This window comes from Pseudomonas sp. PvP028 (genome assembly GCF_017832255.1).
GTDB classification, from domain to species: Bacteria; Pseudomonadota; Gammaproteobacteria; order Pseudomonadales; family Pseudomonadaceae; genus Aquipseudomonas; species Aquipseudomonas syringae.
In genome coordinates, this window is sequence record NZ_JAFIBL010000001.1 from 5,934,889 (window position 1) to 5,959,846 (window position 24,958).

The 24,958-nt window shown below is 58.8% G+C and carries 20 protein-coding genes; 6 read left to right on the forward strand and 14 right to left on the reverse strand.

Annotation, left to right across the window (positions count from 1 at the left end):
• The first annotated feature begins 68 nt into the window (after positions 1-68).
• Positions 69-1,568 (forward strand): membrane-bound lytic murein transglycosylase MltF, encoded by a 1,500-nt coding sequence (gene mltF, locus JOE34_RS25395; protein ID WP_080053099.1) that lies wholly within the window; start codon positions 69-71, stop codon positions 1,566-1,568.
• Here the strand turns inward: mltF and tadA are convergent.
• The 7 genes from tadA to hmpA form a co-directional block, all read right to left on the reverse strand.
• Complete coding sequence (tadA, locus tag JOE34_RS25400; protein WP_003421956.1) at positions 1,565-2,074, reverse strand: tRNA adenosine(34) deaminase TadA; 510 nt, start codon at positions 2,072-2,074, stop codon at positions 1,565-1,567. The two genes, mltF and tadA, sit on opposite strands and share 4 nt — an antisense overlap.
• The gene (locus JOE34_RS25405) at positions 2,074-3,447 is read right to left on the reverse strand and encodes a multicopper oxidase family protein (RefSeq protein ID WP_024662091.1); all 1,374 of its coding nucleotides are present in this window, start codon (positions 3,445-3,447) and stop codon (positions 2,074-2,076) included. The genes tadA and JOE34_RS25405 overlap by 1 nt, the downstream gene beginning before the upstream one ends.
• Positions 3,448-3,623: 176 nt before the next feature.
• Positions 3,624-5,600 (reverse strand): tetratricopeptide repeat protein, encoded by a 1,977-nt coding sequence (locus JOE34_RS25410; RefSeq protein ID WP_209996797.1) that lies wholly within the window; start codon positions 5,598-5,600, stop codon positions 3,624-3,626.
• A 195-nt stretch (positions 5,601-5,795) separates the two neighbouring features.
• Entirely contained in the window at positions 5,796-6,281 is a 486-nt protein-coding gene (locus JOE34_RS25415) for a hypothetical protein (protein WP_010424193.1), read from the reverse strand.
• 339 nt (positions 6,282-6,620) lie between these two features.
• Positions 6,621-7,010, reverse strand: a complete 390-nt coding sequence (locus tag JOE34_RS25420; protein ID WP_003409144.1) for a tautomerase family protein — start codon at positions 7,008-7,010, stop codon at positions 6,621-6,623.
• A gap of 11 nt (positions 7,011-7,021) precedes the next feature.
• Positions 7,022-8,107: a nitronate monooxygenase gene (locus JOE34_RS25425; protein WP_209996799.1), complete on the reverse strand. Its 1,086-nt coding sequence runs from the start codon at positions 8,105-8,107 to the stop codon at positions 7,022-7,024.
• A gap of 224 nt (positions 8,108-8,331) precedes the next feature.
• Positions 8,332-9,519, reverse strand: a complete 1,188-nt coding sequence (hmpA, locus tag JOE34_RS25430) for an NO-inducible flavohemoprotein (RefSeq protein ID WP_010424195.1) — start codon at positions 9,517-9,519, stop codon at positions 8,332-8,334.
• Between the two features lie 129 nt (positions 9,520-9,648).
• Between hmpA and norR the strand changes: the two genes are divergently transcribed.
• The gene (gene norR / locus JOE34_RS25435) at positions 9,649-11,232 is read left to right on the forward strand and encodes a nitric oxide reductase transcriptional regulator NorR (RefSeq protein ID WP_209996801.1); all 1,584 of its coding nucleotides are present in this window, start codon (positions 9,649-9,651) and stop codon (positions 11,230-11,232) included.
• 112 nt (positions 11,233-11,344) lie between these two features.
• Here the strand turns inward: norR and guaA are convergent, their stop codons facing one another.
• The 3 genes from guaA to JOE34_RS25450 form a co-directional block, all read right to left on the reverse strand.
• Positions 11,345-12,922 carry a glutamine-hydrolyzing GMP synthase gene (gene guaA, locus JOE34_RS25440; RefSeq protein WP_003409133.1) on the reverse strand — a complete coding sequence of 526 codons (1,578 nt, stop codon included), beginning with the start codon at positions 12,920-12,922 and terminating at the stop codon, positions 11,345-11,347.
• 123 nt (positions 12,923-13,045) lie between these two features.
• Positions 13,046-14,515, reverse strand: a complete 1,470-nt coding sequence (gene guaB / locus JOE34_RS25445; protein WP_003314194.1) for an IMP dehydrogenase — start codon at positions 14,513-14,515, stop codon at positions 13,046-13,048.
• A 94-nt stretch (positions 14,516-14,609) separates the two neighbouring features.
• A complete protein-coding gene (locus tag JOE34_RS25450) occupies positions 14,610-15,158 on the reverse strand; it encodes a sugar ABC transporter ATPase (RefSeq protein WP_209996803.1) in 549 nt (182 codons plus the stop codon).
• Positions 15,159-15,289: 131 nt separating this feature from the next.
• Here JOE34_RS25450 and xseA point away from each other — a divergent pair, with 131 nt between their 5' ends.
• From xseA to JOE34_RS25470, 4 genes are all read left to right on the forward strand, one after another.
• Positions 15,290-16,669 (forward strand): exodeoxyribonuclease VII large subunit, encoded by a 1,380-nt coding sequence (gene xseA, locus JOE34_RS25455; protein ID WP_162885224.1) that lies wholly within the window; start codon positions 15,290-15,292, stop codon positions 16,667-16,669.
• 7 nt (positions 16,670-16,676) lie between these two features.
• Positions 16,677-17,501, forward strand: a complete 825-nt coding sequence (locus tag JOE34_RS25460) for a peptidoglycan DD-metalloendopeptidase family protein (RefSeq protein WP_010424206.1) — start codon at positions 16,677-16,679, stop codon at positions 17,499-17,501.
• 372 nt (positions 17,502-17,873) lie between these two features.
• Positions 17,874-19,544 carry a 2-isopropylmalate synthase gene (gene leuA / locus JOE34_RS25465; protein WP_003421933.1) on the forward strand — a complete coding sequence of 557 codons (1,671 nt, stop codon included), beginning with the start codon at positions 17,874-17,876 and terminating at the stop codon, positions 19,542-19,544.
• Positions 19,545-19,900: 356 nt separating this feature from the next.
• Complete coding sequence (locus JOE34_RS25470; protein WP_003314188.1) at positions 19,901-20,770, forward strand: oxaloacetate decarboxylase; 870 nt, start codon at positions 19,901-19,903, stop codon at positions 20,768-20,770.
• A gap of 111 nt (positions 20,771-20,881) precedes the next feature.
• On the opposite strand, the gene JOE34_RS25475 is transcribed toward JOE34_RS25470, so the two are convergent.
• The 4 genes from JOE34_RS25475 to der all read right to left on the reverse strand — a co-directional run bounded on the left by JOE34_RS25475 (position 20,882) and on the right by der (position 24,897).
• On the reverse strand, positions 20,882-21,328 hold the full coding sequence (locus JOE34_RS25475) for a FlxA-like family protein (RefSeq protein WP_010424208.1): 447 nt from the start codon (positions 21,326-21,328) through the stop codon (positions 20,882-20,884).
• Between the two features lie 59 nt (positions 21,329-21,387).
• The gene (locus tag JOE34_RS25480) at positions 21,388-22,179 is read right to left on the reverse strand and encodes an amidohydrolase (RefSeq protein WP_004403140.1); all 792 of its coding nucleotides are present in this window, start codon (positions 22,177-22,179) and stop codon (positions 21,388-21,390) included.
• Positions 22,167-23,315, reverse strand: a complete 1,149-nt coding sequence (locus JOE34_RS25485) for a pyridoxal phosphate-dependent aminotransferase (RefSeq protein ID WP_024683228.1) — start codon at positions 23,313-23,315, stop codon at positions 22,167-22,169. Before JOE34_RS25485 ends, JOE34_RS25480 begins: the two co-directional genes overlap by 13 nt.
• 109 nt (positions 23,316-23,424) lie before the next feature.
• The gene (gene der, locus JOE34_RS25490; protein ID WP_003409123.1) at positions 23,425-24,897 is read right to left on the reverse strand and encodes a ribosome biogenesis GTPase Der; all 1,473 of its coding nucleotides are present in this window, start codon (positions 24,895-24,897) and stop codon (positions 23,425-23,427) included.
• Between the last annotated feature and the right edge of the window lie 61 nt (positions 24,898-24,958).

Here is a 24,958-nt window from a genome sequence, read left to right on the forward strand (position 1 = left end):
CTCGCCTATCAGACGCAAGCTTCACTGTCGAGATATGGCGCCCGGTGCGCTTTGCGTATACTGCACCGATGTTCTTCAAACCAGACTTCCGCCCACGTTGCGCCAAATGGCTCATCGCAACCGGACTCTTCCTGATGCTCGGCGCCTGTGTGGAAAAACCCACCACACTGGAGCGAGTCAAGGAGGACGGCGTACTGCGGGTGATCACTCGCAACAGCCCGGCGACTTATTTCCAGGATCGCAACGGTGAAACCGGCTTCGAATACGAGCTGGTCAAGCGTTTTGCCAAGGACCTGGGCGTCGAATTGAAGATAGAAACGGCTGACAATCTCGACGATCTTTTCGACCAGATGAACAAACCAGGCGGTCCGGTACTCGGTGCCGCCGGCCTGATCGAGACACCAAAGCGCAAATCGCAGGCGCGTTTCTCGCATTCTTATCTGGAAGTCACCCCTCAGGTGGTCTATCGCAACGGCCAGTCGCGGCCGACCGATCCCGGCGATCTGGTGGGCAAGCGCATCATGGTGCTCAAGGGCAGCGCGCATGCCGAGCAACTGGCGGCGCTGAAGGCGCAGAATCCCCGCATTGAATATGAAGAATCTGACGCGGTCGAGGTCGTTGATCTCCTGCGCATGGTCGACGAAGGCCAGCTCGACCTGACCCTGGTCGACTCCAATGAGCTGGCAATGAACCAGGTCTACTTCCAGAACGTGCGCGTCGCCTTCGACCTGGGCGAAGCGCGCGCGCAGCGCTGGGCCGTCGCGCCGGGTGAAGACAACAGCCTGCTCAACGAAATCAACGCCTACCTCGACAAGGTCGAAAAGAACGGCACGCTGCAACGCCTGAAAGACCGCTACTACGGTCACGTCGATGTACTCGGCTATGTGGGTGCCTACACCTTTGCACAGCACCTTCAGGAGCGCCTGCCCAAATACGAAAAACACTTCCAGACATCGGCCAAGAAAGAACAGGTCGACTGGAGACTGCTGGCCGCCATTGGCTATCAGGAATCGATGTGGCAGCCGACCGTGACCTCGAAAACCGGCGTGCGCGGCCTGATGATGCTCACCCAGAACACCGCGCAAGCCATGGGTGTATCCAACCGGCTGGACGCGCGCCAGAGCATTCAGGGCGGGGCAAAGTACTTTGCCTACATAAAGGATCAACTGGACGACTCAATTAAAGAGCCGGATCGCACTTGGCTAGCTCTCGCTTCCTACAACATTGGCAGCGGTCACCTGGAAGATGCGCGCAAATTGGCCCAGAACGAGGGGCTGAATCCTGATAAATGGCTCGACGTGAAAAAAATGCTGCCGCGTCTGGCACAGAAGAAGTGGTACAGCAAAACGCGTTACGGCTATGCCCGAGGCGGTGAGCCGGTGCATTTCGTGGCCAACATCCGCCGTTATTACGACATTCTGACCTGGGTGACGCAGCCCCAGCTTGAAGGCAGTCAGGTCGCCGACGGCAACCTGCATGTTCCTGGCGTCGACAAGACCCAACCGCCCGTCCCGCCAGCCTCTCCCGTCCCCTCGTCCAGCAATAGCACGGACGAATCTGCGCTCTAAACGTTGCCTTGGCCTTTGCCAGCGTCCTTGGCTGCCCGTCGCATTCTGAAAAACTCGCTCAACATCGTCCCGCACTCCTCGCCCAGCACCCCGCCTTCGAATAGCACGCGGTGATTGAGAAATGCCTGACTGAAAAACTGCCCTTGGCTCTGCACGATGCCCGCCTTGGGTTCGAGCGCTCCGTAGACCACACGCGCCACCCGTGAGTGCACAATCAGCCCCGCACACATGCTGCACGGCTCCAGCGTCACGTAGAGCGTGCTGCCCGGCAGGCGATAATTGTCCAGCGCCTTGGCGGCGTCACGAATCGCGACCATTTCGGCATGCGCGCTGGGGTCGCTGCCGCTGATCGGGCAGTTGTAACCACGACCGATGATCTCGCCGTTCTGCACCACCACTGCCCCGACTGGCACTTCACCCAACAGCGCGCCTTGCGCGGCGAGCGCCAGCGCCTCGCGCATGAAGTACTGATCATTGCTGCGGTCGATGATCTGCGGTTGCCGCATCATGCCACCTCGATGGCGGCCATCAGGCCGGTTTCCATGTGATCGATCACGTGGCAATGGAACATCCATACACCGGGGTTATCCGCCACCAGCGCCACTCGCGCCCGCTCGTTACGCCCCAGCAAGAAGGTGTCGGTAAAGTACGGGATGATCTTGCGCCGATTGGAGGCGATCACCTTGAAACTCATACCGTGCAAATGAATCGGGTGCTGATACTGAGTCATGTTCTTCAGTTCGAAGATATAGCTCTTGCCCAGCTTCAACCTGGCGATAGGCCGATCGGCGCAGGTCTTGTCGGTAATGTCCCACGCTTCGCCATTGATCTGCCATAGGCTCGGCGGCTTGCCATTGTCGGTGTTGACCGACATCGAGCCCACCCACTCGAAGTTGAAATTGATCTTCTCGGCGTTTTCCATGTCAGGCTCGGCCACCGGATTGGCCGGCAGCTCGGGCGGCCACTGGCCAGGCGCGTCGTTATTGGCGACCGAGCGGAACGTACCCAAGCGCACTGGGCCGTTACGCAGCGAGATCTCCTCGCCCGCCGGCGGGGCCTTGATTGCCAGACAGATGCGCATGCCCGGCCCCAGCCAGTATTCGTCGCCGAAGGGACGCGGCTTCACCGGATTGCCATCCAGCGCATAGATCTGCGCCTCGGCGTCCGGCAGATTGAGTCTATAGGTCACGGTATTGTCGAGATTGAGCAAGCGCACGCGAGTGATCTGCCCGGCAGGCAGCTCAATTACCGCCTGCGCAATGCCGTTCAACGTTGAAAGCCGCCCCGCCGTGCCCTCACGTGCCGCTTCACGCAGCACACTGAACTCGGTGAACGCACCCACTTCGTCCACATGCCAGCTTTTCAGACTGACCGTGCGCTCATGGGCAAAACCGGTCGGCTCGCGTTCTTCGACAATCAGCGGCCCGACCAGACCGCGGCCCAGCTCTTCACTGCTGCTGACGTGCGGGTGATACCAGTAGCTACCGGCGTCCGGCACACGGAATTTGTAATCGAAGTATTCACCCGGCTTGACCGGCAACTGCGACACATACGGCACGCCGTCCATCTCCAGCGGCAAGCGGATGCCGTGCCAGTGAATGGTCGTCTCGACCGGCAACTGATTGATGAAACGCAAGCGCAGCCACTCACCCTGCCGCACGCGCAACTCCGTGCCCGGCGCAGAACCGCCGAAGGCCCAGGCAGGCGTCTTGTGGCCCGCCACCAGTTCCACATCCAGCGGAGCGGCGATCAGAACGAAGTCAGAGCCCGCTTCAGACTCGCGACGCCCCATCCAGTAACGCGAAGCACCACCCGCGCCTAGGCCGACTACGGCCAGACCGGCGATGCCTGTAAGGATTTGACGACGGGTAAAGGACATGAACGGCGCAACCTCGAAAACGACGACTGAGCGCATCTGCGAGCAAATGCGAGGGGCGAATACGATACACCTGCATTTGCGTAAAGATAAGGGTGGATACCACGAACTGAAGTCGAGGCGTAAAAAAGCCGGGCAAGGCAGTGACGCCCGCTCCGGCTTTTTGCATCAATCAACCGCTATGCCTGGCTCACCCGCTCCAGCCATTCGATGTAGGCCGGCTCTGTATCAGGCGGAAGATTGACGCGGTAGTCCTCCAGTTCTGCCTGCATGCCAAACACTTTCCATACCAACGGTGCAAGGCGCCATGCCGGGATGTTTGCCCGTTCCAGTTCGCTCAGCACTTGCAGGCATCGTTGCTGGTGCTCGGCCACTGTCTCCGACTTGTAACCGAACGACTTTCCCAGCCCTGAGATGTACATCAGTTTTGCGGTCTCCATCTCAGGCCACTGGAGCGCCATATTCAGGGGCCATTCGAGCATGGCCCGCTCACCCCACATTGCCGACTTGGGCAAATGGTCGTTCGCAAGCAACGTCAGCATGAATGATTGGCCCAACTGGGTCAGATACACCGGCAAAACCTCGGCTGCAGGCTGCTGGTAAAACACATCCAGCGGCTGCTCACGCTTGAGTCCGATATCGGCCAACAAGCGCTGTTGAAGATCAAGTACCAGCGCACCAAGTTCTGCCTTGCCTGCACTACCGTTTTCAACGGTTTGCCGGGTGCGGGTCGCACAATTCCATAGGCTCAGTGAAATCCGCCACTGGGCCTGATCGCCCTCACCCGAACAACCCACTTCGCCCGTCACGAAATACTTCGTCGTTGGCGGGACGATATCGAACAGTGTGTTGCCGTCGACCTCAACCCCCGATACAACCGGCCCCGCACCCTCCGCGACCTGAACATAACAATTGGCTACATAGTCGTTCCAGTAGTGAACCGACTCAGCCATGTAAAGAGGAATGGCACGCGTATAGCGCCCGACATCATCCTCGCGCTGCGATTCGGCAGGCTCTGCTTTCTCCATGATTTTGGACAAGGCGAAGAAACCGATTTCTGGCGCACCTTCCGGTTTTTGCGCGAAGAGCCAGTCAGCATTGCGCAAACCGTAGTGCCAGACCGGCTTGTTCAGCGCCAAGGTACTGATCGTCACGCTGGCAGGATCAATCGGAATGCCTTTGTCTTCCGGCCTGCGCACGTCCTCGAAAGCACGCGCAAACTGGTCAAGGTGACTTTTGATTGGCGCAAAGCCGAGTGCATACAAGCGAGTAAGCAACGCCTCGCCTTCATCCACCCTGCCAAGTTCCTGATAGGCACGCAGCAAGTTGAGACCTGCCGTCGAATCATGTTTGTGCTCATCATAAGCAGGCCCGACAAGCTCGATGATCAGCGGAATGTGGCCATTGTTGCCCAAGTCACCCGATATCATCTGCAAGGCACTGCGGTCGAAATGACCGCCCGCCAGTACCTCTTCATACAACACACGCGCCTGCGCGACGTTCTGCTGCTGCAGGTAATGTCGCGCCATCCACAACTGCGCACGCCAACTGCCCGGCAACGCCGCTACAGTGCGTAGAGCATCGAGATAGGCGGCCTCACCGCCCCGTTCCTGCTGGATGCTCAGCCACCACAACAGGCCGTTTTCCTGATTCGGATCGGCCTCAACCGCCTGCCAAAGTGTTGCCTCTGCAACTGATTGATCACCACGCTCGGCAAACACCTTGGCCAGATTGGTCAGAATGATTCCCGACACGCCGACTTTAGCCAGCCCTTCGCGCAGCGTGGCTTCTGCAGCATCGAGCCGGGCGTTATGCATCAGCACGATGCCGTTCACCACATAACTGCGCTCGGGATTAGCGTCGATCTCGACCAGTCGTTCGGCGGCAGGCATCAGGTCAGTCGCAAATCCATCGTTGAGCCCCGAAACAATGAGGTTGTAAAGCTCGTCAGCATCACCCCACTGCTGTTTCAGATTGGGCAGGAACACCTTCTCGCGCCACTCGCTCCGAGTGATCTTCATCTCGCGCCCGTAACTGTCGTAGACGGTGATCAACTCGCCATCGTTAAATTCTGGCGGCGTTGTATCAGCAGGCGAGTTATCTGTTGAAGCTTGAGATTTCTTGCCGCTGAGAGCGGACAGAATGCGTTTGAACATAAATGGAGTCGCCGCGGTTTGGGGTTAGTGGGCAAGTGGTTTCAGGTGCTTCAGGTCATAACGTGTGCGGAGGGCTAGCGTGTATATTCAGTGAGCTTTTCAGGTGGCTGGTGGATTTACGGCTGCATCTGGTTACAGCGCGGGTTTCTTTTTTAGTAGACCCTTCACCGCGCTAAGCGAAGGGTCTGTGCGTGATCAGTCTCGCACGAGCTTCAGCAGTCCGCCGTCATACCAGGAAAGAGCTAACGCCCCGTCCTGTGCCAGGAAAAATGCCGGCGTTTCTTTATCAAAAGGACCCCAGCTTCCAGATTTGCATTCAACGCTATAGCGCACAGCTTTTTCGATGCCAAGCTTGTGGAGTTGCGGCTCCAGTTCAGCTCCAGTCATCGCCGGAAGCTCATGAAAAACAGGCCCCTTGCACACATCCTCCGTAGAGTCTGTGGACGCTTTCCATGCCAGCTGGTCGTGACTGAAGCTGAGACGTCGCCCCATAAAGCTCGGATCATCATCCCCCAGTGCCTGCACGCCTGAGTCTGATACCGCTACGCCTGCAACATGCCAACTGCCGTAAAGCGCACTTTCTCCAGGCTGATCGTGCTTTGGAGCATCCATATTCGCTGCGCATCCTGTCAGCGACAACATGATCAGGAAAGATGAACTGAGAGAAAATCGGGATTTCATGAACGGGGGTCCTTGGTTTTTGGGGATGTGAATATCGAATCTTTTTGCTGGGCGCCCCCTGCGTCGATGTTGGGGCTTGGGGTGCCTTTGAGCGGATTTTCCTCGAACTTCAAGCCAGTTTCAAATGAGGTGCTTTGCGGTCGGTAAGGAGCTGAGACGTCCGTCACGACGGCAGCCTCTTACGCGAAAGTGCTCATTGGGACGTATCACCAGCGGGTAAAGTAGCGCTGATTCCTTTGCGTTCTCGGGCCGTTTGATAGATCACATAAGCCCCAACCCTGATTGATTTTTGCCCAGCATCTAGCGTGAAGTTCGAGGTGGTGATTGGCGGAAGTGCCTTTATAGCTCACCTGTTAGAAATTGAGCGCGCCCCAGACCGAAACTCCAGTCTTCGTCACTGTTGATCACTATCGAAACCATGACGTCCTCTGCTGCGATGCCACAGTTGCGCTCCAATCCTTCTGCTATCAGGGCATAAAACCGCTTTTTCATCTCTGCTGGACGCGGCCTGCTAATGGCGGTGATGACAACGACTTTGTCGGACCGCGTAAATCCAAGCCCCGTATCCTGAATGATCAGTCGATTTCTTTTGTGTTCATTCAACACCTGGTATCGGTCACGTTCAGGAACCTGGAATGCGTTCACCATCGCGTCGTGGATCGCATCCAGCAACGTCTCGATTTCCTGATCCGAACGGCCCTCTATTACATCAATTTTCAGCAATGGCATTGATTGTCTCTCTACAGGAAGGTTGTGGATTTAGACGCTGAACGCATCTCTTCCACCAGGGTTTTGATCAATTCTGCTGCAGGGAGTGCGCGTGCGAGCGGCGCCCCTTGCCCGGCCCATTGAGCGGCAAAATCATGACAGCCTTTTAGAACAGCGGCGGCGTGCAGTGCTTTGGTCACATCATAAGCCAAGGGATATTCGGCTGGGACAGGGATCTGCTGTCCAGTGCTTTCCAGGTACAAACGATTCGCCAAGCCACGGGCAGGACGGCCGGATACATAGCTGGTTACTCGAGTTTCATGGGCTCTTGCGGAGATAAGCGCTGCGCGATGCTCGGGCGTAGCTGAGGACTCCGGACACAGGATAAAGGCGGTTCCCATTTGTACCCCTGCGGCTCCTAGTGCCAATGCTGCATTAATGCTTGCGCCGTCCATGATCCCACCGGCTGCGATCACCGGTAAGCGTATGTGCGTTGTCAGCATGCGGGTCAATGGGAGCAACCCAAGCTCGTGGTCCTGATTGGGCGCATCGTCGAATACGCCACGGTGCCCACCTGCCTCATAGCCTTGCGCGACAATGGCATCTACGCCGGCCTTCTGAAGCATTTGTGCTTCTTTAAGCGTGGTGGCACAACCCAGCGTAACAATGCCCGCCTCTCGTAGCTCAGCTACCCAGGCCGAGTCGGGTGTGCCGAAGTGGAAGCTGACTACGGCGGGCCGCTCGGCTAACAGCACTTCAAGCATCACCCGGTCACTCAGAAAACTTTTATAGATTTCGCGTATTTCTTGAGGAGGCGCTGCATCGAATTCGGAGAACCATTTTGCGGTATAGGCCAGCCAGGCATAATTCTGCGTATGGCTAAAACAGGCAGGTCTATGGCAGAACATGTTCACGTTGAACGGTTGGTCAGTCAGTTCGCGCGTCTGTTTTATAAGGGCTCGTGCCTGATCCGGGGTGCTGGCGCCAAGGCCGATCGATCCCAGGGCTCCTGCGTTACTAACCTCGGCAGCAAGTACTGGAGTTGAAACGCCAACCATCGGCGCCTGAATAATGGGTAGCCGAACCCCTATGCTGGACCAGAAATTAGTGGTGTTCATGTCACTACCTGCCTGTCTGGAGTGGTGAAGGAAGTCGAACGGTCAGCAGTGTCGAGAGCAGCAGGCCAACGCCTGCGGCGATCAGCAAAGTCAAATAGGCCAAAACAGGTTCGAACTCTAACCGCTTACCTGGATCCATGTGCGCTTAAAGGTCAGCGCAGATAGAGCTTGAAGCGCCGCACATCAGCAGCATTGTTGCCTGGTTAGACGTTTGCCTTACAACCTCACGCCAAGGCTTCTGTGGGACCGAAAAACTCATACCGGGCCTGATTCTCTGGTACTCCCAGATCCTTTAAGGCTCGTTTCATGAATGCCATGAATGGCTTAGGCCCCAGGAAATACGCATCGACATCGCGGTCGGCAGGCAGCCATTGTTCAAGGTGAGTGAGGGAGGGATAGCCAATGGCGTCCGGCGTGTAGGCCTCATGATCGGTCCGCTCTGCGTAAACGACATGCGCCTTGAACAGCGGATAGCGGTGTTGCCAGTCTCGCAGAAGGTCTGAGAACGCATGCACCTGACCATTACGTGCATAGTGAATGAAGGTTACTTGTCGTTCGCCGGACTCCATTGCTTGCTCCGCCATCGCCAACGTCGGCGTGATTCCGACGCCGCCGCTGATAAGTACCAGTGGCTTGGTGTGGGCGTTAAGCGTGAAATCCCCGGAGGGAGGAAACACATCGAGGGTGCTTCCCTCTTCCACATAATCATGCAGATAAGTAGACGCGAGTCCCCCCAGCTCACGCTTGACGCTGATTCGATATCGAACACCGTCAGCCTGCTCACTCAAAGAGTAGTTACGCCGCACTTCCTTACCATCGATCATGAGCCGTAGGCCGATGTACTGTCCGGCTTTATGCCGGATAACGGGCTGATGATCAGTGGGCGCAAGATAAAATGACGTAATTTCAGCGCTTTCGGCCACCTTTCTAAGGACTGTGAATTGACGGCCACCCCGCCAGCCGCCAGGTGCTGCAGCAATGGCGTCGTAGACACTCTGCTCACCGGCGATGAGGATGTCTGCGAGCTGTTGATAGGCTGCGGCCCAGGCTGCGATGACTTCATCTGTTGCGGTTTCAGCGCCCAGTACCTCGCGGATAGCCTGCAAAAGGCAGGAGCCGACAATAGGGTAATGCTCGGGAAGGATCTGCAGCGCCACATGCTTGTTGATTATCCGGCTCGCCAGCCCGCCCAGGTTTTCGAGCCTGTCGATATTCTTGGCATACATCAGCACGCCGTTGGCAAGCGCGCGGGGCTGCGACCCGTTAGCTTGATGCGCCTCATTGAACAACGGACGCACTTCAGGGTGCGTGTCGAGCATGAGTTGATAAAAATAAGTGATCAGCGCTTCCCCTCCAGTTTCAAGCAGAGGCACAGTTGCTTTGATGATGTCGCGCTGGGTTGAGGTCAGCATGGTGGGCTCCAGAGGGTAGGAATCTGTACCCTTGGTTAGAGCAACCGCCGTGCCAGGCATAAAAGCCTTGTAAAACAGCAAGCCGAAGGCGTATAGAGTCTTTATGACTGTGTTATTAAGACCTGATCCGTGAAAAAAGATGTCATTTCGACTCATCAACTGAATGCGTTGCATGCCCTTCTTCCGCTCTTGGGTGATTTAGCAGTAGAGCTGCCTGCAGAGCATCGCTACTACCGTGTTCTGAACGCATTGCGAGAGCTGGTCCCCTCGGATGCTGTGGCATTACTGCGCCTGGAGCAGGGCGAACTCATTCCGGTTGCCGCGCATGGCTTGGCCAGTGACGCAATGGCGCGACGCTACCGCGTGGCAAGCAATCCGCGACTGGAGGCGATCATTGAAGCGCAGGGAGCCGTTCTGTTTCCACCGAACTGTGATCTTCCAGACCCCTATGACGGACTGATCGGTTCAAGCGCCTTACCCGTACACGACTGCATGGGGTGCTCGTTGCGGATCAATGACAAAACCTGGGGGGTTCTGACACTGGACGCCCTGACCGTGGGGCAGTTCTCCGAGCAGGATCTTCAAACCGTCGAGACCTTCGCCATGTTCGCTGCGGCGACCGTCGTAGCGGCATCCCGATTTGATGATCTATTGCGCACCGTTGCCGGAGAACGGAAACGAGCAGAAGCCTATCGACTCTCTGCACGCAGGCCCAAGCCTGAAATGATTGGGAACAGCGACAATTTCAGGCAACTCCTCTCTGAAATCGATCTGGTCGCTTCAAGCGACCTCACGGTTTTGATTACCGGCGAAACCGGAGTAGGTAAGGAACTGGTTGCCCAGCGGCTGCACGATCTCTCGGCGCGAGCGGACAAACCGTTCATAACGGTCAATTGCGCCGCCCTTCCTGAGCACCTGATTGAAAGCGAGCTTTTCGGACACGTCAAAGGCGCCTTTTCGGGAGCCATCGAAAATCGGCTGGGTAAATTTGAAGTGGCCAGCACTGGCACGCTATTTCTGGATGAGATCGGCGAGCTGCCGTTGGCCGCACAAGCCACCCTGCTTAGAGTACTTCAGGGCGGCCAGCTTCAGCGGGTCGGTTCCGACAAGCTCCATGTCGTCGATATTCGTTTGATTGCCGCCACCAACCGAGACCTGATTGAGGAAGTGCGTGCGGGTCGCTTTCGAGCAGACTTGTATCACCGACTAAGCGTCTACCCATTACGCGTCCCCTCTTTGAAAGAACGTCGGGACGACATCATGTTGCTGGCCGGAGCTTTCGCGGAAGAAAACCGCTGGAGGGTCGGCGTACCTTCGTTGCGATTTTCCGACTCCGCCCGCCAGGCATTAGTCGGCTACTCGTGGCCAGGGAATATTCGGGAGCTGGAACACCTGATGGCACGGGCGGCGCTGAAAGCAAAAAAACGGGCGGCATCGTTGAAAAGGCAGAGTGTATTGTCGCTGGAGTTGCAGGACCTTGACCTCCTGGAATCTCCCTCCGAGAGGGTTGCGGAAAAGTCAGGCTCTATCCTTGCACAGCAGCTCCCGTCTCACGATTTCAAATCATCTGTCGACGGATACAAGAAAGCGATATTGGAAGAGGCTCTCAGGCTTTCAGAAGGCAATGTTTCTGCTGCAGCTAGAGGTCTTAATCTGGATCGCGCGAACCTGACTCGGCTCGCAGGTAGGCTGGGGGTGAGCATATTGCGTTAAAAGTAGTCACTTCACTCTCAAAAAGAAAATCGGCCAGAACCAAAAAGCCCGCAATTAAGCGGGCTCCATGGCATTTTTTGCTAGATCGTGCCGGACAATGCCGGACGTCCCATCACTCCCACTCAATCGTAGCCGGCGGCTTGCTCGACACGTCGTAAGTCACCCGCGAGATCCCTTCGATTTCGTTGATGATCCGGCCGCTCACTGTCTCCAGCAGCTCATAAGGCAGGTGTGCCCAGCGAGCAGTCATGAAGTCGATGGTTTCCACCGCACGCAGCGCGACGACCCAGGCGTAGCGGCGGCCGTCGCCGACGACGCCGACTGATTTGACCGGCTGGAACACGACGAACGCCTGGCTGACCTTGTGGTACCAGTCGGCCTTGCGCAGTTCTTCGATGAAGATGTGGTCGGCACGACGCAGGATGTCGGCGTATTCCTTCTTCACTTCGCCGAGGATGCGCACGCCCAGGCCTGGGCCTGGGAATGGGTGGCGGTAGACCATGTCGTAGGGCAGGCCGAGTTCGAGGCCCAGGCGGCGGACTTCGTCCTTGAACAGCTCGCGCAGTGGCTCGACCAGCTTGAGGTTCATTTCTTCCGGCAGGCCGCCCACGTTGTGGTGCGACTTGATGACGTGGGCCTTGCCGCTTTTCGCGCCAGCCGACTCGATGACGTCCGGGTAGATGGTGCCTTGCGCCAGGTACTTGATGTTGTCCAGCTTGCAGGACTCGGCATCGAACACGTCGATGAAGGTGCGGCCGATGATCTTGCGCTTCTTCTCTGGATCGCTCTCGCCTGCCAGGTTGTTCAGGAACTGCTCTTCGGCGTTGGCGCGGATCACCTTGACGCCCATGTTCTCGGCGAACATGGCCATCACTTGCTCGCCTTCATGCAGACGCAGCAGGCCGTTGTCGACGAATACGCAGGTCAGTTGATCGCCGATGGCCTTGTGCAGCAGCGCCGCGACCACGGAGGAATCAACGCCGCCGGACAGGCCCAGCAACACGTTGTCAGTACCGACCTGAGCGCGAACCTGAGCGATGGCGTCTTCAGCGATCTTCGAAGGGGTCCACAGTGCTTCACAGCCGCAGATGTCGAGGATGAAGCGCGACAGGATGCGACCGCCCTGCTTGGTGTGGGTCACTTCCGGGTGGAACTGCACGCCGTAGTAACCGCGAGCGTCGTCAGCCATACCGGCAATCGGGCAGCTCGGGGTGCTGGCCAGAATGTGGAAGTCTTCCGGCAGTTTGGTGACCTTGTCACCGTGACTCATCCATACGTCGAGGCCAAACAGGCCGTCGGCGTCGATATGGTCTTCGATACCATCGAGCAGACGGCTTTTGCCGACTACGTCAACGCGAGCGTAGCCGAACTCGCGCAGCTCGGAACCGGCAACCTTGCCGCCCAACTGCTCGGCCATGGTCTGCATGCCGTAGCAGATACCGAAAACCGGCACACCCAAGTCAAATACCGCTTGCGGGCAGCGCGGGCTGTCGGCTTCGTGTACGGACTCGGGGCCGCCGGCGAGGATCACGCCTTTTGGAGCGAATTCGCGAATCGCTTCGTCGTCCATGTCAAACGGATGCAGCTCGCAATACACGCCGATTTCGCGCACGCGGCGGGCGATCAGCTGGGTGTACTGGGAACCGAAGTCGAGGATCAGGATACGGTGGGCGTGAATGTCGAGGGCCATGGAAACTCTCTGAGCAGCTGCAAGCTATACGCTGCAAGCGGCAAGTTGTCGGAATCAATGCGGTAGTTACACTTGCGTAACTACCGCTTGTAGCTGATTGCTTGGGGCTTGAAGCTGGAGGCTTTAGCCGACGCGATAGTTCGGCGCTTCCTTGGTGATCTGCACGTCATGGACGTGGGACTCAGCCATACCGGCACCGGTGATGCGAACAAACTCGGGCTTGGTACGCATCTGCTCGATGTCGGCACTGCCGGTGTAGCCCATGGAGGAACGCAGGCCGCCCATCAACTGATGGATGATGGCCGACAACGGACCTTTATAGGCCACACGGCCTTCGATGCCTTCCGGCACCAGCTTCTCGGCACCAGCGGACGAATCCTGGAAGTAGCGATCGGACGAGCCTTGCGCCTGGGACATCGCACCCAGCGAGCCCATGCCGCGATAGGCCTTGTAGGAACGGCCCTGAAACAGTTCGATCTCGCCTGGCGCTTCTTCAGTACCGGCGAACATCGAGCCCATCATCACGCAGGAGGCGCCAGCCACGATGGCCTTGGACAGGTCACCGGAGAAGCGGATACCGCCGTCGGCGATCATCGGCACGCCAGTGCCTTCAAGGGCAGCGGAGACGTTGGCGATGGCGCTGATCTGCGGCACGCCGACACCAGCAACGATACGCGTGGTGCAGATGGAGCCCGGGCCGATACCGACCTTGACTGCATCGGCGCCTGCGGCAACCAGTGCCCTGGCTGCTTCGCCAGTGGCGATGTTGCCGCCGATGACCTGCACCTGCGGGAAGTTTTCCTTGACCCAGCGGACGCGGTCGATCACGCCTTTGGAATGGCCGTGAGCGGTATCGACGACCACGACGTCAACGCCAGCCGCAACCAGTGCGGTGACGCGCTCGCCGGTGTCCTTGCCGGTACCGACTGCAGCGCCGACACGCAGGCGAGCCTGATCGTCCTTGCTGGCCAGCGGGTAAGCCTTGGCTTTCTCGATGTCCTTGACGGTCATCATGCCCTTGAGCGCGAAATTGGCATCCACGATCAGGACTTTTTCAAGGCGGTGCTTGTGCAGCAGTTCGCGCACTTCGTTCTTGTCGGCGCCTTCACGCACGGTGACCAGACGCTCTTTGGGCGTCATCACTTCGCGGACAGGGACATCAAGACGATTTTCGAAGCGTACGTCGCGGGACGTCACGATGCCGACCAGGTCGCCATTGTGCAGGACCGGTACGCCGGAAATGTTGTGCATGCGGGTGAGTTCGAACAGATCGCGGACAGTGGCGTCGGCTTCGATCGTAATCGGGTCCTTGACGACACCGGCCTCGAACTTCTTGACCTTGCGCACTTCGGCAGCTTGCTGCTCGATGGTCATGTTCTTGTGGATGATACCGATACCGCCTTCCTGGGCCATGGCAATTGCCAGACGGGCCTCGGTGACTGTATCCATTGCAGCAGAGACCAAAGGTATATTCAGCTCGATGCCACGGGTCAAACGGGTTTTCAGACTGACTTCGTTAGGGAGTACCTCGGAATAACCGGGCACAAGGAGAATGTCGTCGAATGTAAGGGCTTCTTGACTGATACGCAGCATCGCGGGGGCTCCCGGGCGGGAAATTGGAAGCGCGCCATTATACCCACAGACCCCGCCCGGCTCAATGTAAACCTCAGCCTATTATCAAAGCTGTTTATAGACGCACATTAACGCAGGAGACCGGGCGATCCAGACGTTCGGCGAAGTCATCCAGAAAGGTCTGCGTGAACGACGCATCCAGCCAGTTATTGAAGATGAAACCGAGGTTGGAAAACCCGCAGGCGTCGAGAAAAAGAAAGCCGTTGATGTCATCTTCATGGCGGCATTCGGGGCAGGTGAAATTATCGGTGTGACCGGGCATCCAGTCTTCCAGGCTGTCGAACAGCGCCTCCCCCACTTCGCGGCTACACTCCGGGCAACCGGCCTCTTCGGCAAAGTCGTTCAGCGGGGTATAGATGCAGCGCTTGGTGACGATTTCCAGGCCGTTGATGACCTGTCCGAACGGCAACGCATCGGGATTCTTCACCACCCGCTTCGCGCCCAGTGCCACCGAGTAGGCCATCTTGTTATAGGTGCGTCCGCACGTGGTCAGCTCTGGCTCGACCACATTGAGCTTGACCAACCAGCGCAGGATCAGCCGCGCCCTGGCCTCGTGCCCGGGAAAGGTGGAGATTTGCGGGACGATGATGCTTTGGGTGTTCATAACGGAGCGTCGCTTAAAGCTGTTCGAGGCCGCAGCTTAATGGGCTGGCCATTCAGGTCAAGAAGCAATCCTGCCTTTACCGACGAGACAGACCTGTGCGCCAGACCGGCATTGCCATTATGATGCCCGACATGATCAAAGACCCTTTCGCAAGACTCGGCCTCGACCGGGAAGTCCTTACTGTCAGCCAGCTCAACGGCCGCGCCCGCGTGCTGCTGGAAGACGTGTTCAGCAGCATCTGGGTCGAGGGCGAGATCTCCAACCTCTCGCGCCCGGCCTCGGGCCATGTGTACTTCACGCTGAAGGACTCTGGCGCGCAGGTACGCTGCGCGTTGTTCCGGCAGAGCGCGGCGCGTGTGCGTCAGGCGCTCAAGGACGGCTTGCAGGTCAAGGTGCGCGGCAAGGTTTCGCTGTTTGAAGGTCGTGGCGACTATCAGCTGATTCTCGATACGGTGGAACCTGCCGGTGATGGTGCGTTACGCCTGGCGTTCGATGCGCTGAAAGCCAAGCTCAGCGATGAAGGCCTGTTCAGCGCCGAGCGCAAGGTCGCGCTGCCGCTGCACCCGCAACGTATCGGGATTATCAGTTCTCCGACCGGTGCGGTGATCCGCGACATCATCAGCGTGTTCCGCCGTCGCGCGCCGCGGGTCGAGCTGACCTTGATTCCCACAGCCGTTCAGGGCCGCGAGGCGATCAACCAGATTGTCCGCGCACTGAAGCTGGCTGACAGCAGAGGCTTCGATGCGCTGATCCTCGCCCGTGGCGGCGGCTCGCTGGAGGACCTGTGGTGCTTCAACGAAGAAGCCGTCGCCCGTGCCATCGACGCGTGCGTGACGCCGATCGTCAGCGCTGTCGGGCATGAAACCGATGTGTCCATCAGCGACTTTGTCGCCGACGTGCGCGCACCGACGCCCTCAGCTGCCGCCGAACTGCTCGCCCCGGATTCCAGCGACCTGCATCGACGCGTCGACAACCTGCACCGGCGACTGGTCAGCCGCATGCAGGACCGCCTGATGCGCGAGCGGCTGCGTCTTGAGGGTATTTCGCGGCGTCTGCGTCACCCTGGCGAGCGCTTGCGTCAGCAGTCGCAACGGCTGGATGACCTGGACATGCGCCTGCGCCGCGCGTTTGAACAGAACATGCATCAACGTCAGGTGCGTCTGGCGCACATGCAAAGCCGCCTTGCTGCCCAGCATCCAGGCCGGACCCTGGCCTTTTTGCGCCAGCGTCTGGATGCCCTGGCCGAGCGTCTGCCGAGAGCCATTCGCGAACAGATCAAGGCACGCAAGCTGCAACTGCAAAGTCAGGTGCAGACCCTCAACGTGGTCAGCCCGCTTGCCACACTGGGACGCGGTTACAGCATTTTGCTCGACGAGCGCGGCCACGCAATCCGCAACGCTGCACAGACGCAAACGGGCCAACGGCTTACCGCCAGGCTCGGCGAAGGCGAACTGCACGTGCGTGTCGAAGACAATCACCTCACCCCCGTGACCCTCTCCCTTCTGGACTGACTGCCTGATGCTACGTTTTATCGCCCCGCTGTTCGCCCTGCTGCTCTGTCTCCCGGCCCACGCCGACAGTTTCATCACTCGCGCACTCGACAAGCCGGTGCCCGGCGGTGTCGCGGTTATCGATCTGGGCACGGGCGCTCAGGCACCGACCGCCACCTATCAAGGCAAACCGGTGCTGGTGGTCAGGGAACAGGGCACACGCTGGCTGGCCATCGTCGGCATTCCGCTGACCGTCAAACCCGGCACTCAGCAAGTCACGTCCGGCGGGCGCACGCTCAACTTCACCGTTGGCAGCAAGAAATACCCGGAGCAGCACATCACGCTCAAGAACAAACGTCAGGTCAATCCCAACCCCGAAGACAACAAACGTATCGAGGGCGAACTGGCCGAGCAACTGCGCGCCTACCGCAGTTTCAGCCCGGGCACGCCAAGCAATCTGATTCTGGACAAGCCGGTCAACGGCCCGCTGTCGAGCAAGTTCGGTGTGCGTCGCTTCTTCAACGGCGAAGAGCGCAACCCGCATTCGGGCCTCGACTTCGCGGTTCCTGCAGGCACGCCGATCAAATCTCCGGCAGCGGGTAAGGTCATCCTGACCGGCAATTACTTCTTCAATGGCAACACGGTATTCGTTGATCATGGGCAAGGCTTCATCAGCATGTTTTGCCATATGTCGAAGATCGACGTGAAGGTCGGCGACCTCGTACCGCGTGGCGGAGTGGTTGGCAAAGTCGGCGCCACCGGTCGCGCAACTGGGCCGCACATGCACTGGAACGTCAGCCTCAACGATGCGCGCGTAGACCCGGCGATCTTCATCGGCGCGTTTCAACCGTGAGCCTGCTGGTGAGCGAGTGTTACCCCGCTCGTTCACCTACCCCCTCATTGCGCACATCGCTTTCGCCCAACAATAACCCGCACATAAAGCTTCATATCCCGCTATAAAAAATCGCTAAAGACGCCTTTTCGAGAATTTATTCCAATCTTTTTCAAATGCTTGCCATCATCCATGCCAATGGTTACGGTTGGCCTCATGAAAACCTCTCAAACCCTTATTCTGTTGCGCCAACATCGGTGCCTCAGCCTGGTCAGCGCCCGACTGCCTGGCTAGCATGCTGTGCCTCGTCCCTGTGTTCGCAACTCCCTGTGCTATCTATCCAGAACGGCAGGCCGCCCAACCCCGGCCCCGTGAATACAAAAGGATTTCCTGATGACCATGCTCAAAGACCCCTCGAAGAAGTACCGTGCGTTCCCGACCATCGATCTGCCTGACCGCACCTGGCCTTCGAAGACCATCGACGCAGTGCCGATCTGGTGCAGTTCCGACCTGCGCGATGGCAACCAGTCGCTGATCGAGCCGATGGACGCGGCCAAGAAGCTGCGCTTCTGGAAAGCCCTGGTCAGCGTCGGCGTCAAGGAAATCGAGGCATCCTTTCCATCGGCTTCGCAGACTGACTTCGACTTCGTGCGTACTCTGATCGAAGACGGCCATATCCCGGATGACACCACCATCCAGGTACTGACCCAGGCTCGCGAAGACCTGATCGCCCGCACCTTCGAATCACTGCGCGGCGCCAAGAAAGCTATCGTTCACCTGTATAACGCGACCTGCCCGTCGTTCCGCCGCATTGTCTTCAATCAGGACAAGGCCGGGGTGAAAGAGATCGCGGTCAACGCGGCCAAGCTGTTCGTTAAATACGCAGCACAACAGCCGGAAACCCAATGGACCTTCCAGTACTCGCCGGAGACCTTCAGTGCGACCGAGCTGGAATTCGCCAAGGAAGTCTGCGATGCGGTGATCGAGGTGTGGAACCCGACGCCCGAGAACAAGGTGATCCTCAACCTCCCGGCGACCGTGGAAGTAGCGACACCCAACATTTACGCCGACCAGATCGAGTGGTTCGGCCGCAACATTACCCGCCGCGACAGCGTGCTGATCAGCCTGCATACCCACAATGACCGTGGCACGGGCGTTGCCGCTACCGAGCTGGGTCTGATGGCCGGTGCGGATCGCGTCGAGGGCTGCCTGTTCGGTAACGGCGAGCGGACCGGCAACGTCGATCTGGTCACCGTAGCGCTGAACCTCTACACCCAGGGCATCAATCCCGGGCTGGACTTCTCGGACATCGACGGCGTGCGCAAGGTCGTCGAAGAGTGCAACCAGATCCCGGTTCACCCACGTCACCCGTACGTTGGCGACCTGGTTCACACCGCGTTCTCCGGCTCGCACCAGGATGCGATCCGCAAGGGTTTCACCCAGCAGAAGGAAGGCGAGTTGTGGGAAGTGCCTTACTTGCCGATCGACCCGGCTGACATCGGTCGCAGCTACGAGGCGGTGATCCGCGTCAACAGCCAGTCGGGCAAAGGTGGCATCGCTTACCTGCTGGAACAGGAATATGGCATTTCCCTGCCACGCCGCATGCAGATCGAGTTCAGCCAGGTGGTTCAGGGTGAAACCGATCGTCTGGGCCTGGAGATGACGGCCGAGCAGATTCACTCGCTGTTGCGTCGTGAATACCTGCAAGCCAACGTTCCTTATGCGCTGATCAGCCATAAGTTGCAGGAAGAGAACGGCAACAGCTCGGTGGATGCCGAGGTGCACGTCGACGGTGAAACCCAGCACTGGCGCGGCAAGGGCAAGGGCGCCCTGGAAGCACTGGTGGCCGGCCTGCCATTGGCCGTGGAAATCATGGACTACAACGAGCATGCGATCGGCTCGGGTACCACCGCCAAGGCAGCTGCCTACATCGAGCTGCGCGTGAATGGCGAACGCGCCGTGCATGGTGTGGGCATCGATGAAAACATCACCACGGCGAGCTTCCGCGCCCTGTTCAGTGCTCTGAATCGTTCAATCAGTCAGACGCAAGCCAAGGCTGCCTGATTCGATAGCCGGATGGCGGACGCAGGTCCGTCATTCGCATCGCACTCTTCCCTCCCCGCCTCACGCTGCACCCACCTCTTGCATTCCGCGCATGACCCTGCCTGTTTCGGCATAATCTTTTTCATTTATGCTGTGGTAGCATGCTGCCCTTACTCCAGAGCGCGCCCAATCCAACAGCAATTCATATGCTGACGATGCCTGCTCGGACTTACCTGCCAGCTGCACCTTTCCTATAAAACCAAGACGACTATTGCATTGATTTCCGGACGAAAAGAATGCTCGGGCAGACCCACCGTGCATTGAAATTACCATCGGCCTCGGTACGCTGAGCTGATCCAATCACATTTGGAGCGATTATGCCCAAGGCTTCCCATCAAGATTTGCGCCGCAGCTTCCGTGCGCTCACCTCGTCGAACGCTTGCTTTCACACAGCCTCGGTGTTCGACCCCATGTCAGCGCGAATCGCAGCGGACCTGGGCTTTGAAGTAGGCATCCTCGGCGGCTCCGTGGCGTCGCTGCAAGTCCTGGCAGCCCCTGACTTCGCCCTGATCACCCTGAGCGAATTCGTCGAACAGGCCACGCGTATCGGCCGCGTCGCACAGCTCCCGGTCATCGCGGATGCAGACCATGGTTATGGCAATGCCCTTAACGTCATGCGCACCGTTGTCGAACTGGAACGTGCCGGTATTTCTGCACTGACGATCGAAGATACCCTGCTGCCGGCGCAGTTCGGACGCAAATCCACTGACCTGATTTCCACTGCAGAAGGTGTTGGCAAGATCCGCGCAGCGCTGGAAGCGCGTGTCGATCCGGAGATGTCGATTTTCGCTCGCACCAACGCGGCAATCATTCCGGTTCAGGAAGCCATCAGCCGGGTTCAGCAGTACCAGGCTGCCGGGGCTGACGGTATTACCATCGTCGGCATTCGTGACTTCGATCACCTGGCGCAGATATCCGAAGGCGTGACCGTGCCGCTGATGCTGGTGACGTACGGCAACCCGGAATTGCACGACAACGCGCGTCTTGCCGAGATGGGCGTGAGGGTCTGCGTGCATGGTCACGCGGCGTACTTCGCTGCGATCAAGGCCACCTATGACTGCCTGCGCGAGCAGCGTCAGATCCTGGGCAGCGAATCGAACATGAGCGCGACCGAACTGACCCACACCTATACGCAGCCTGAAGACTACGTAGAGTGGGCCCGCAAGTTCATGAACGTCAACGAGTGACAGGCAACGCTGGACGCTGCGCCACCTGATCAGGGGCGCAAGCAGCTGAATGCCCGCGCAACACTGTGCGCGGGCATGATGAGCGTCACTTCGGACGCAAAGCAGGCGATATCACGCGGTGGTGTTTACACCGCCACCGGTTTCCAGCTGCAGCAACGAGGCCTGCAACGTCTGCAGGTTGGCGCTGATGGTCGCGATCTGGCCCTGAATGGCCATGGATTTCTGAGCCTTTTCTTCCGCTGAGCCGTTACCGCTTTGAGCAGCAGCCAACTGCGCCTTCTGCTCGGCGAGTTGCTTCTGAGCGTCCTTGATCTGCTGCTTTATCTGTTCGATGGTCTGATTGAGCGACGATTCGCTGGAACCACCCACGCTGCCACCACCACCCGCCGCACCGGCCTTGCCACCTTCGGTGGACGCCTGATCAGAGCTTTTCTCTGTTTCAGTAGTCGTGGTGGCAGCAGCAGTCGCGGCCTTGGCTGTTTCAGCGTCAGTAGGTTTGATCGCTAAGGTCAACGAGCTTGTGTAACTGTTCAGCGTGGAGGTGTTGATAATAGTCATAACGGTCTCCTGGAGGTCTGGAACAGCTATCGGCCGACTTGAAACATTCTGAAGTACTTTTATTCAATATTAAACGAATCAGCATCCAGCCCCGCTGGGAACCGTGTGCGGTAGGCATGCAAGTCTGCCGCGCCAAGCGTCGCCTTGAACACCCCGTCCGCTTCGCCAACGCTCAACAGGCTCTCGCCCTGGAAATCCAGGACCTGACTGTCACCGGTGTACGCAAAGCCCTTGCCGTCTGACCCAACGCGATTGACTGCCGCCACATAGCACAGGTTTTCAATGGCTCTGGCAGGCAGCAGGCGGTTCCAGTGCAGGCGCCGCGCACCCGGCCAGTTGGCGGTGTACAGCAACAGGTCGGTGTCCTGAGCGTCACGGCTCCAGACCGGAAAGCGCAGGTCGTAGCAGATCAGCGGCCGTACGCGCCAGCCGTTGAGTTCAAACATCACCTGGCGATCGCCCGGCGTGTAGTGCTGGTGTTCACCGGCCATGCGAAACAGATGACGCTTGTCGTAATGCAGCAGCTCACCATCCGGTCGCGCCCACAGCAGGCGATTGCGATGACTACCATCGGCCGCGCGCATCATGACGCTGCCGGTCACCACGGCGTCGATACGCTTGGCCTGAGCCAATAGCCATACCGATGTAGGCCCGGCTTCCGGTTCTGACAGGGCCTCGGACTCCATCGAGAACCCGGTGGTGAACATCTCTGGCAGGATCACCAGGTCCGCGCCGCGCGCCTGATCCAGCAATGGCTCGAAATGCTCGAGATTGGCCTCGCGATCATGCCACGCCAGCGTGGTCTGGATCAGCGCTAGGTTGAGGTTCGGCAGCCCGCTTATATCGCGCATAGTTTCTCCGCCGCCTGACGCAGCGTCTCTTCCTGTTTGGCGAAGCACAGGCGGATCAGGCGCTGGCCTGCTGGAGGGCTCTGGTAGAACACAGAAATCGGAATGCTCGCCACACCATGCTCGCGGGTCATCCACAAGGCCATGTCGACGTCGTTCAGGTCGGGCCTGATCTGCGAGTAATCGACCAACTGGAAATAAGTCCCGCCCACCGGCCGGAAGCTGAAACGCGACTCAGCCAGATGACCACAGAAAAAGTCGCGCTTGGCCTGATAGAAGCCTGGCAGCTCGTCGACATGCTCCGGGTGTTCGGCCATGAAGTCGGCCAACGCGTACTGCAACGGCGTGACACCGCAGAAGCTCACGTATTGGTGCACCTTGCGCAGCTCGGACGTCAGCGCAGGCGGCGCGACCACGTAACCGGTTTTCCAGCCTGTGACGTGATAGGTCTTGCCGAACGAGCTGACGACGAAGGCGCGCTGATACAACGCTTCGTGGTCAAGCACGCTGACATGGCGTGCGCCGTCAAACACCAGGTGTTCGTAGACCTCATCGCTGAGCAGGTAGATATCACGATCCGCGATCAGCGCGGCCAGCCGATCGAGCTCTGCACGGCTGATCAACGCGCCGCTGGGGTTGTGCGGGCTGTTGATGACGATCATGCGGGTACGCGGGCTCAGCGCATCGCTCAGCTTTTGCCAGTCGATGGCGAAGTCATCCAGCCCCAGTTGCACATGGACGCAGCGCCCACCGGCCAGTTCGACGGCGGGCTCGTAGCTGTCATAGCAAGGGTCGAAAATGATCACTTCGTCGCCAGCGCGAATCACGCTGTGGATCGCGCAGAAAATCGCCTGCGTGGCACCCGGCGTGATAGTGATTTCGCTGTCCGGATTGACCGTACGCCCATAGCTGCGGGCGATCTTTGCCGCGACTTGCTGACGAAGCGCAGGCAGCCCGGTCATCGGGGAGTATTGGTTGTGGCCTTGGGTGACATGTCGGCAGACCGCATCACGCAGCGCCTGCGGCCCGTCAAAATCGGGAAACCCCTGGGACAGGTTGATAGCCCCGGTTTCGGCGGCCAGCTGTGACATGACGGTGAAGATAGTGGTGCCCACGTTGGGCAACTTGCTGTCGATCATGGAACCCTTTCCCTGCAATCTCCCGGCACCGGGCGGCACGGGTCAGGCAGGATAGCCCATTAAACGGCCACAAAAAAAGGCGCCGAAGCGCCTTTTTCCCGATGCTGACTCAGCGCTTGTCGCGGCGCTTCTTGTCGGCCTTCTTGTGGTGCGACATCATCCGACGCTTCTTGTTGACCTGACGGTCAGTGAGCGTGTTCTTGTTGCCTTCATATGGGTTCTCGCCGCCCTTGAACTCGATACGGATCGGCGTACCGACCAGTTTGAGTACACGCCGGTAGGTGTTTTCCAGATAGCGGACGTAGGACTTGGGTACCTTCTCGACCTGGTTACCGTGGATCACGATCAGCGGCGGGTTGGCACCACCCAGGTGGGCGTAGCGCAGCTTGATGCGGCGGCTGCCGACCATCGGTGGTGCATGCTCGCTGACCGCATCTTCGAGAATCTGCGTCAGGCGGCTGGTTGGCCAGCGTGTGACCGCGGACTTGAACGAGTTCTGTACCGACTGATACAGGTTGCCCACGCCCGTGCCGTGCAGCGCGGAGATGAAGTGGATGTCGGCGAAGTCGACGAAGAACAAGCGGCGCTCCAGCTCGATCTTCACGAAATCGCGTTCGCCCGGCGTCATGCCGTCCCACTTGTTCAGCGCGATGACCAGCGCACGACCCGCTTCAAGGGCGAAGCCCAGCAGGTTCAGGTCGTGGTCGACCACTCCTTCGCGGGCGTCCATCACAAAGATCACCACGTTGGCGTCCTTGATGGCCTGCAGCGTCTTGACCACCGAGAACTTTTCGACTTCCTCGTGGATCTTGCCGCGCTTGCGCACACCGGCGGTGTCGATCAGCGTGTACTTCTCTTCGTTGCGCTCGAAGGGAATGTAGATACTGTCGCGCGTGGTGCCTGGCTCGTCATAGACGATAACCCGGTCTTCACCCAGCATGCGGTTGACCAGCGTCGACTTGCCGACGTTGGGACGACCGATGATGGCGATCTTGATGCCGTCTTTCTCGCTCGGGCCGGGGATGCGCTTGGCTTCCTGACCTTCGGCAACTTCCTCGACCTCAGCGCCCTCTTCAAGCTCGTCCTCGTCCCTGGGGAATTCCCGCAGGGCGATTTCGAGCATCTGCGAGATGCCACGGCCGTGGGCACCGGCCACCGGAATGGCGTCGCCCAGACCCATCGGGCTGAACTCGGCACGCGCCAGGTTCTCGTCGATGTTGTCGATCTTGTTGGCAACCACGTAGGAACGCTTGTTGCGCTTGCGCAGGTGCTCACCAATCATCTGATCAGCAGCGGTGTAGCCCGCACGGGCGTCCACCAGAAACAGCACCACATCGGCTTCTTCAATGGCCAGCAGCGACTGCTCGGCCATCTTTTCGTCCATGCCATGCTCGTCACCGGAGATACCGCCGGTGTCGATCAGAATATAGGAGCGCCCTTGCCACTTCGCCTCTCCGTATTGGCGATCACGGGTAAGACCGGACAGATCGCCGACAATGGCGTCGCGAGTCCTGGTCAGGCGGTTGAACATGGTGGACTTGCCGACGTTCGGTCGACCCACCAGGGCGATTACGGGAACCATGCGGCTCTCCACTTCGTTATTTCAGAAAATACAAAAGCCGCTGCAGGGCAGCGGCCGGAGT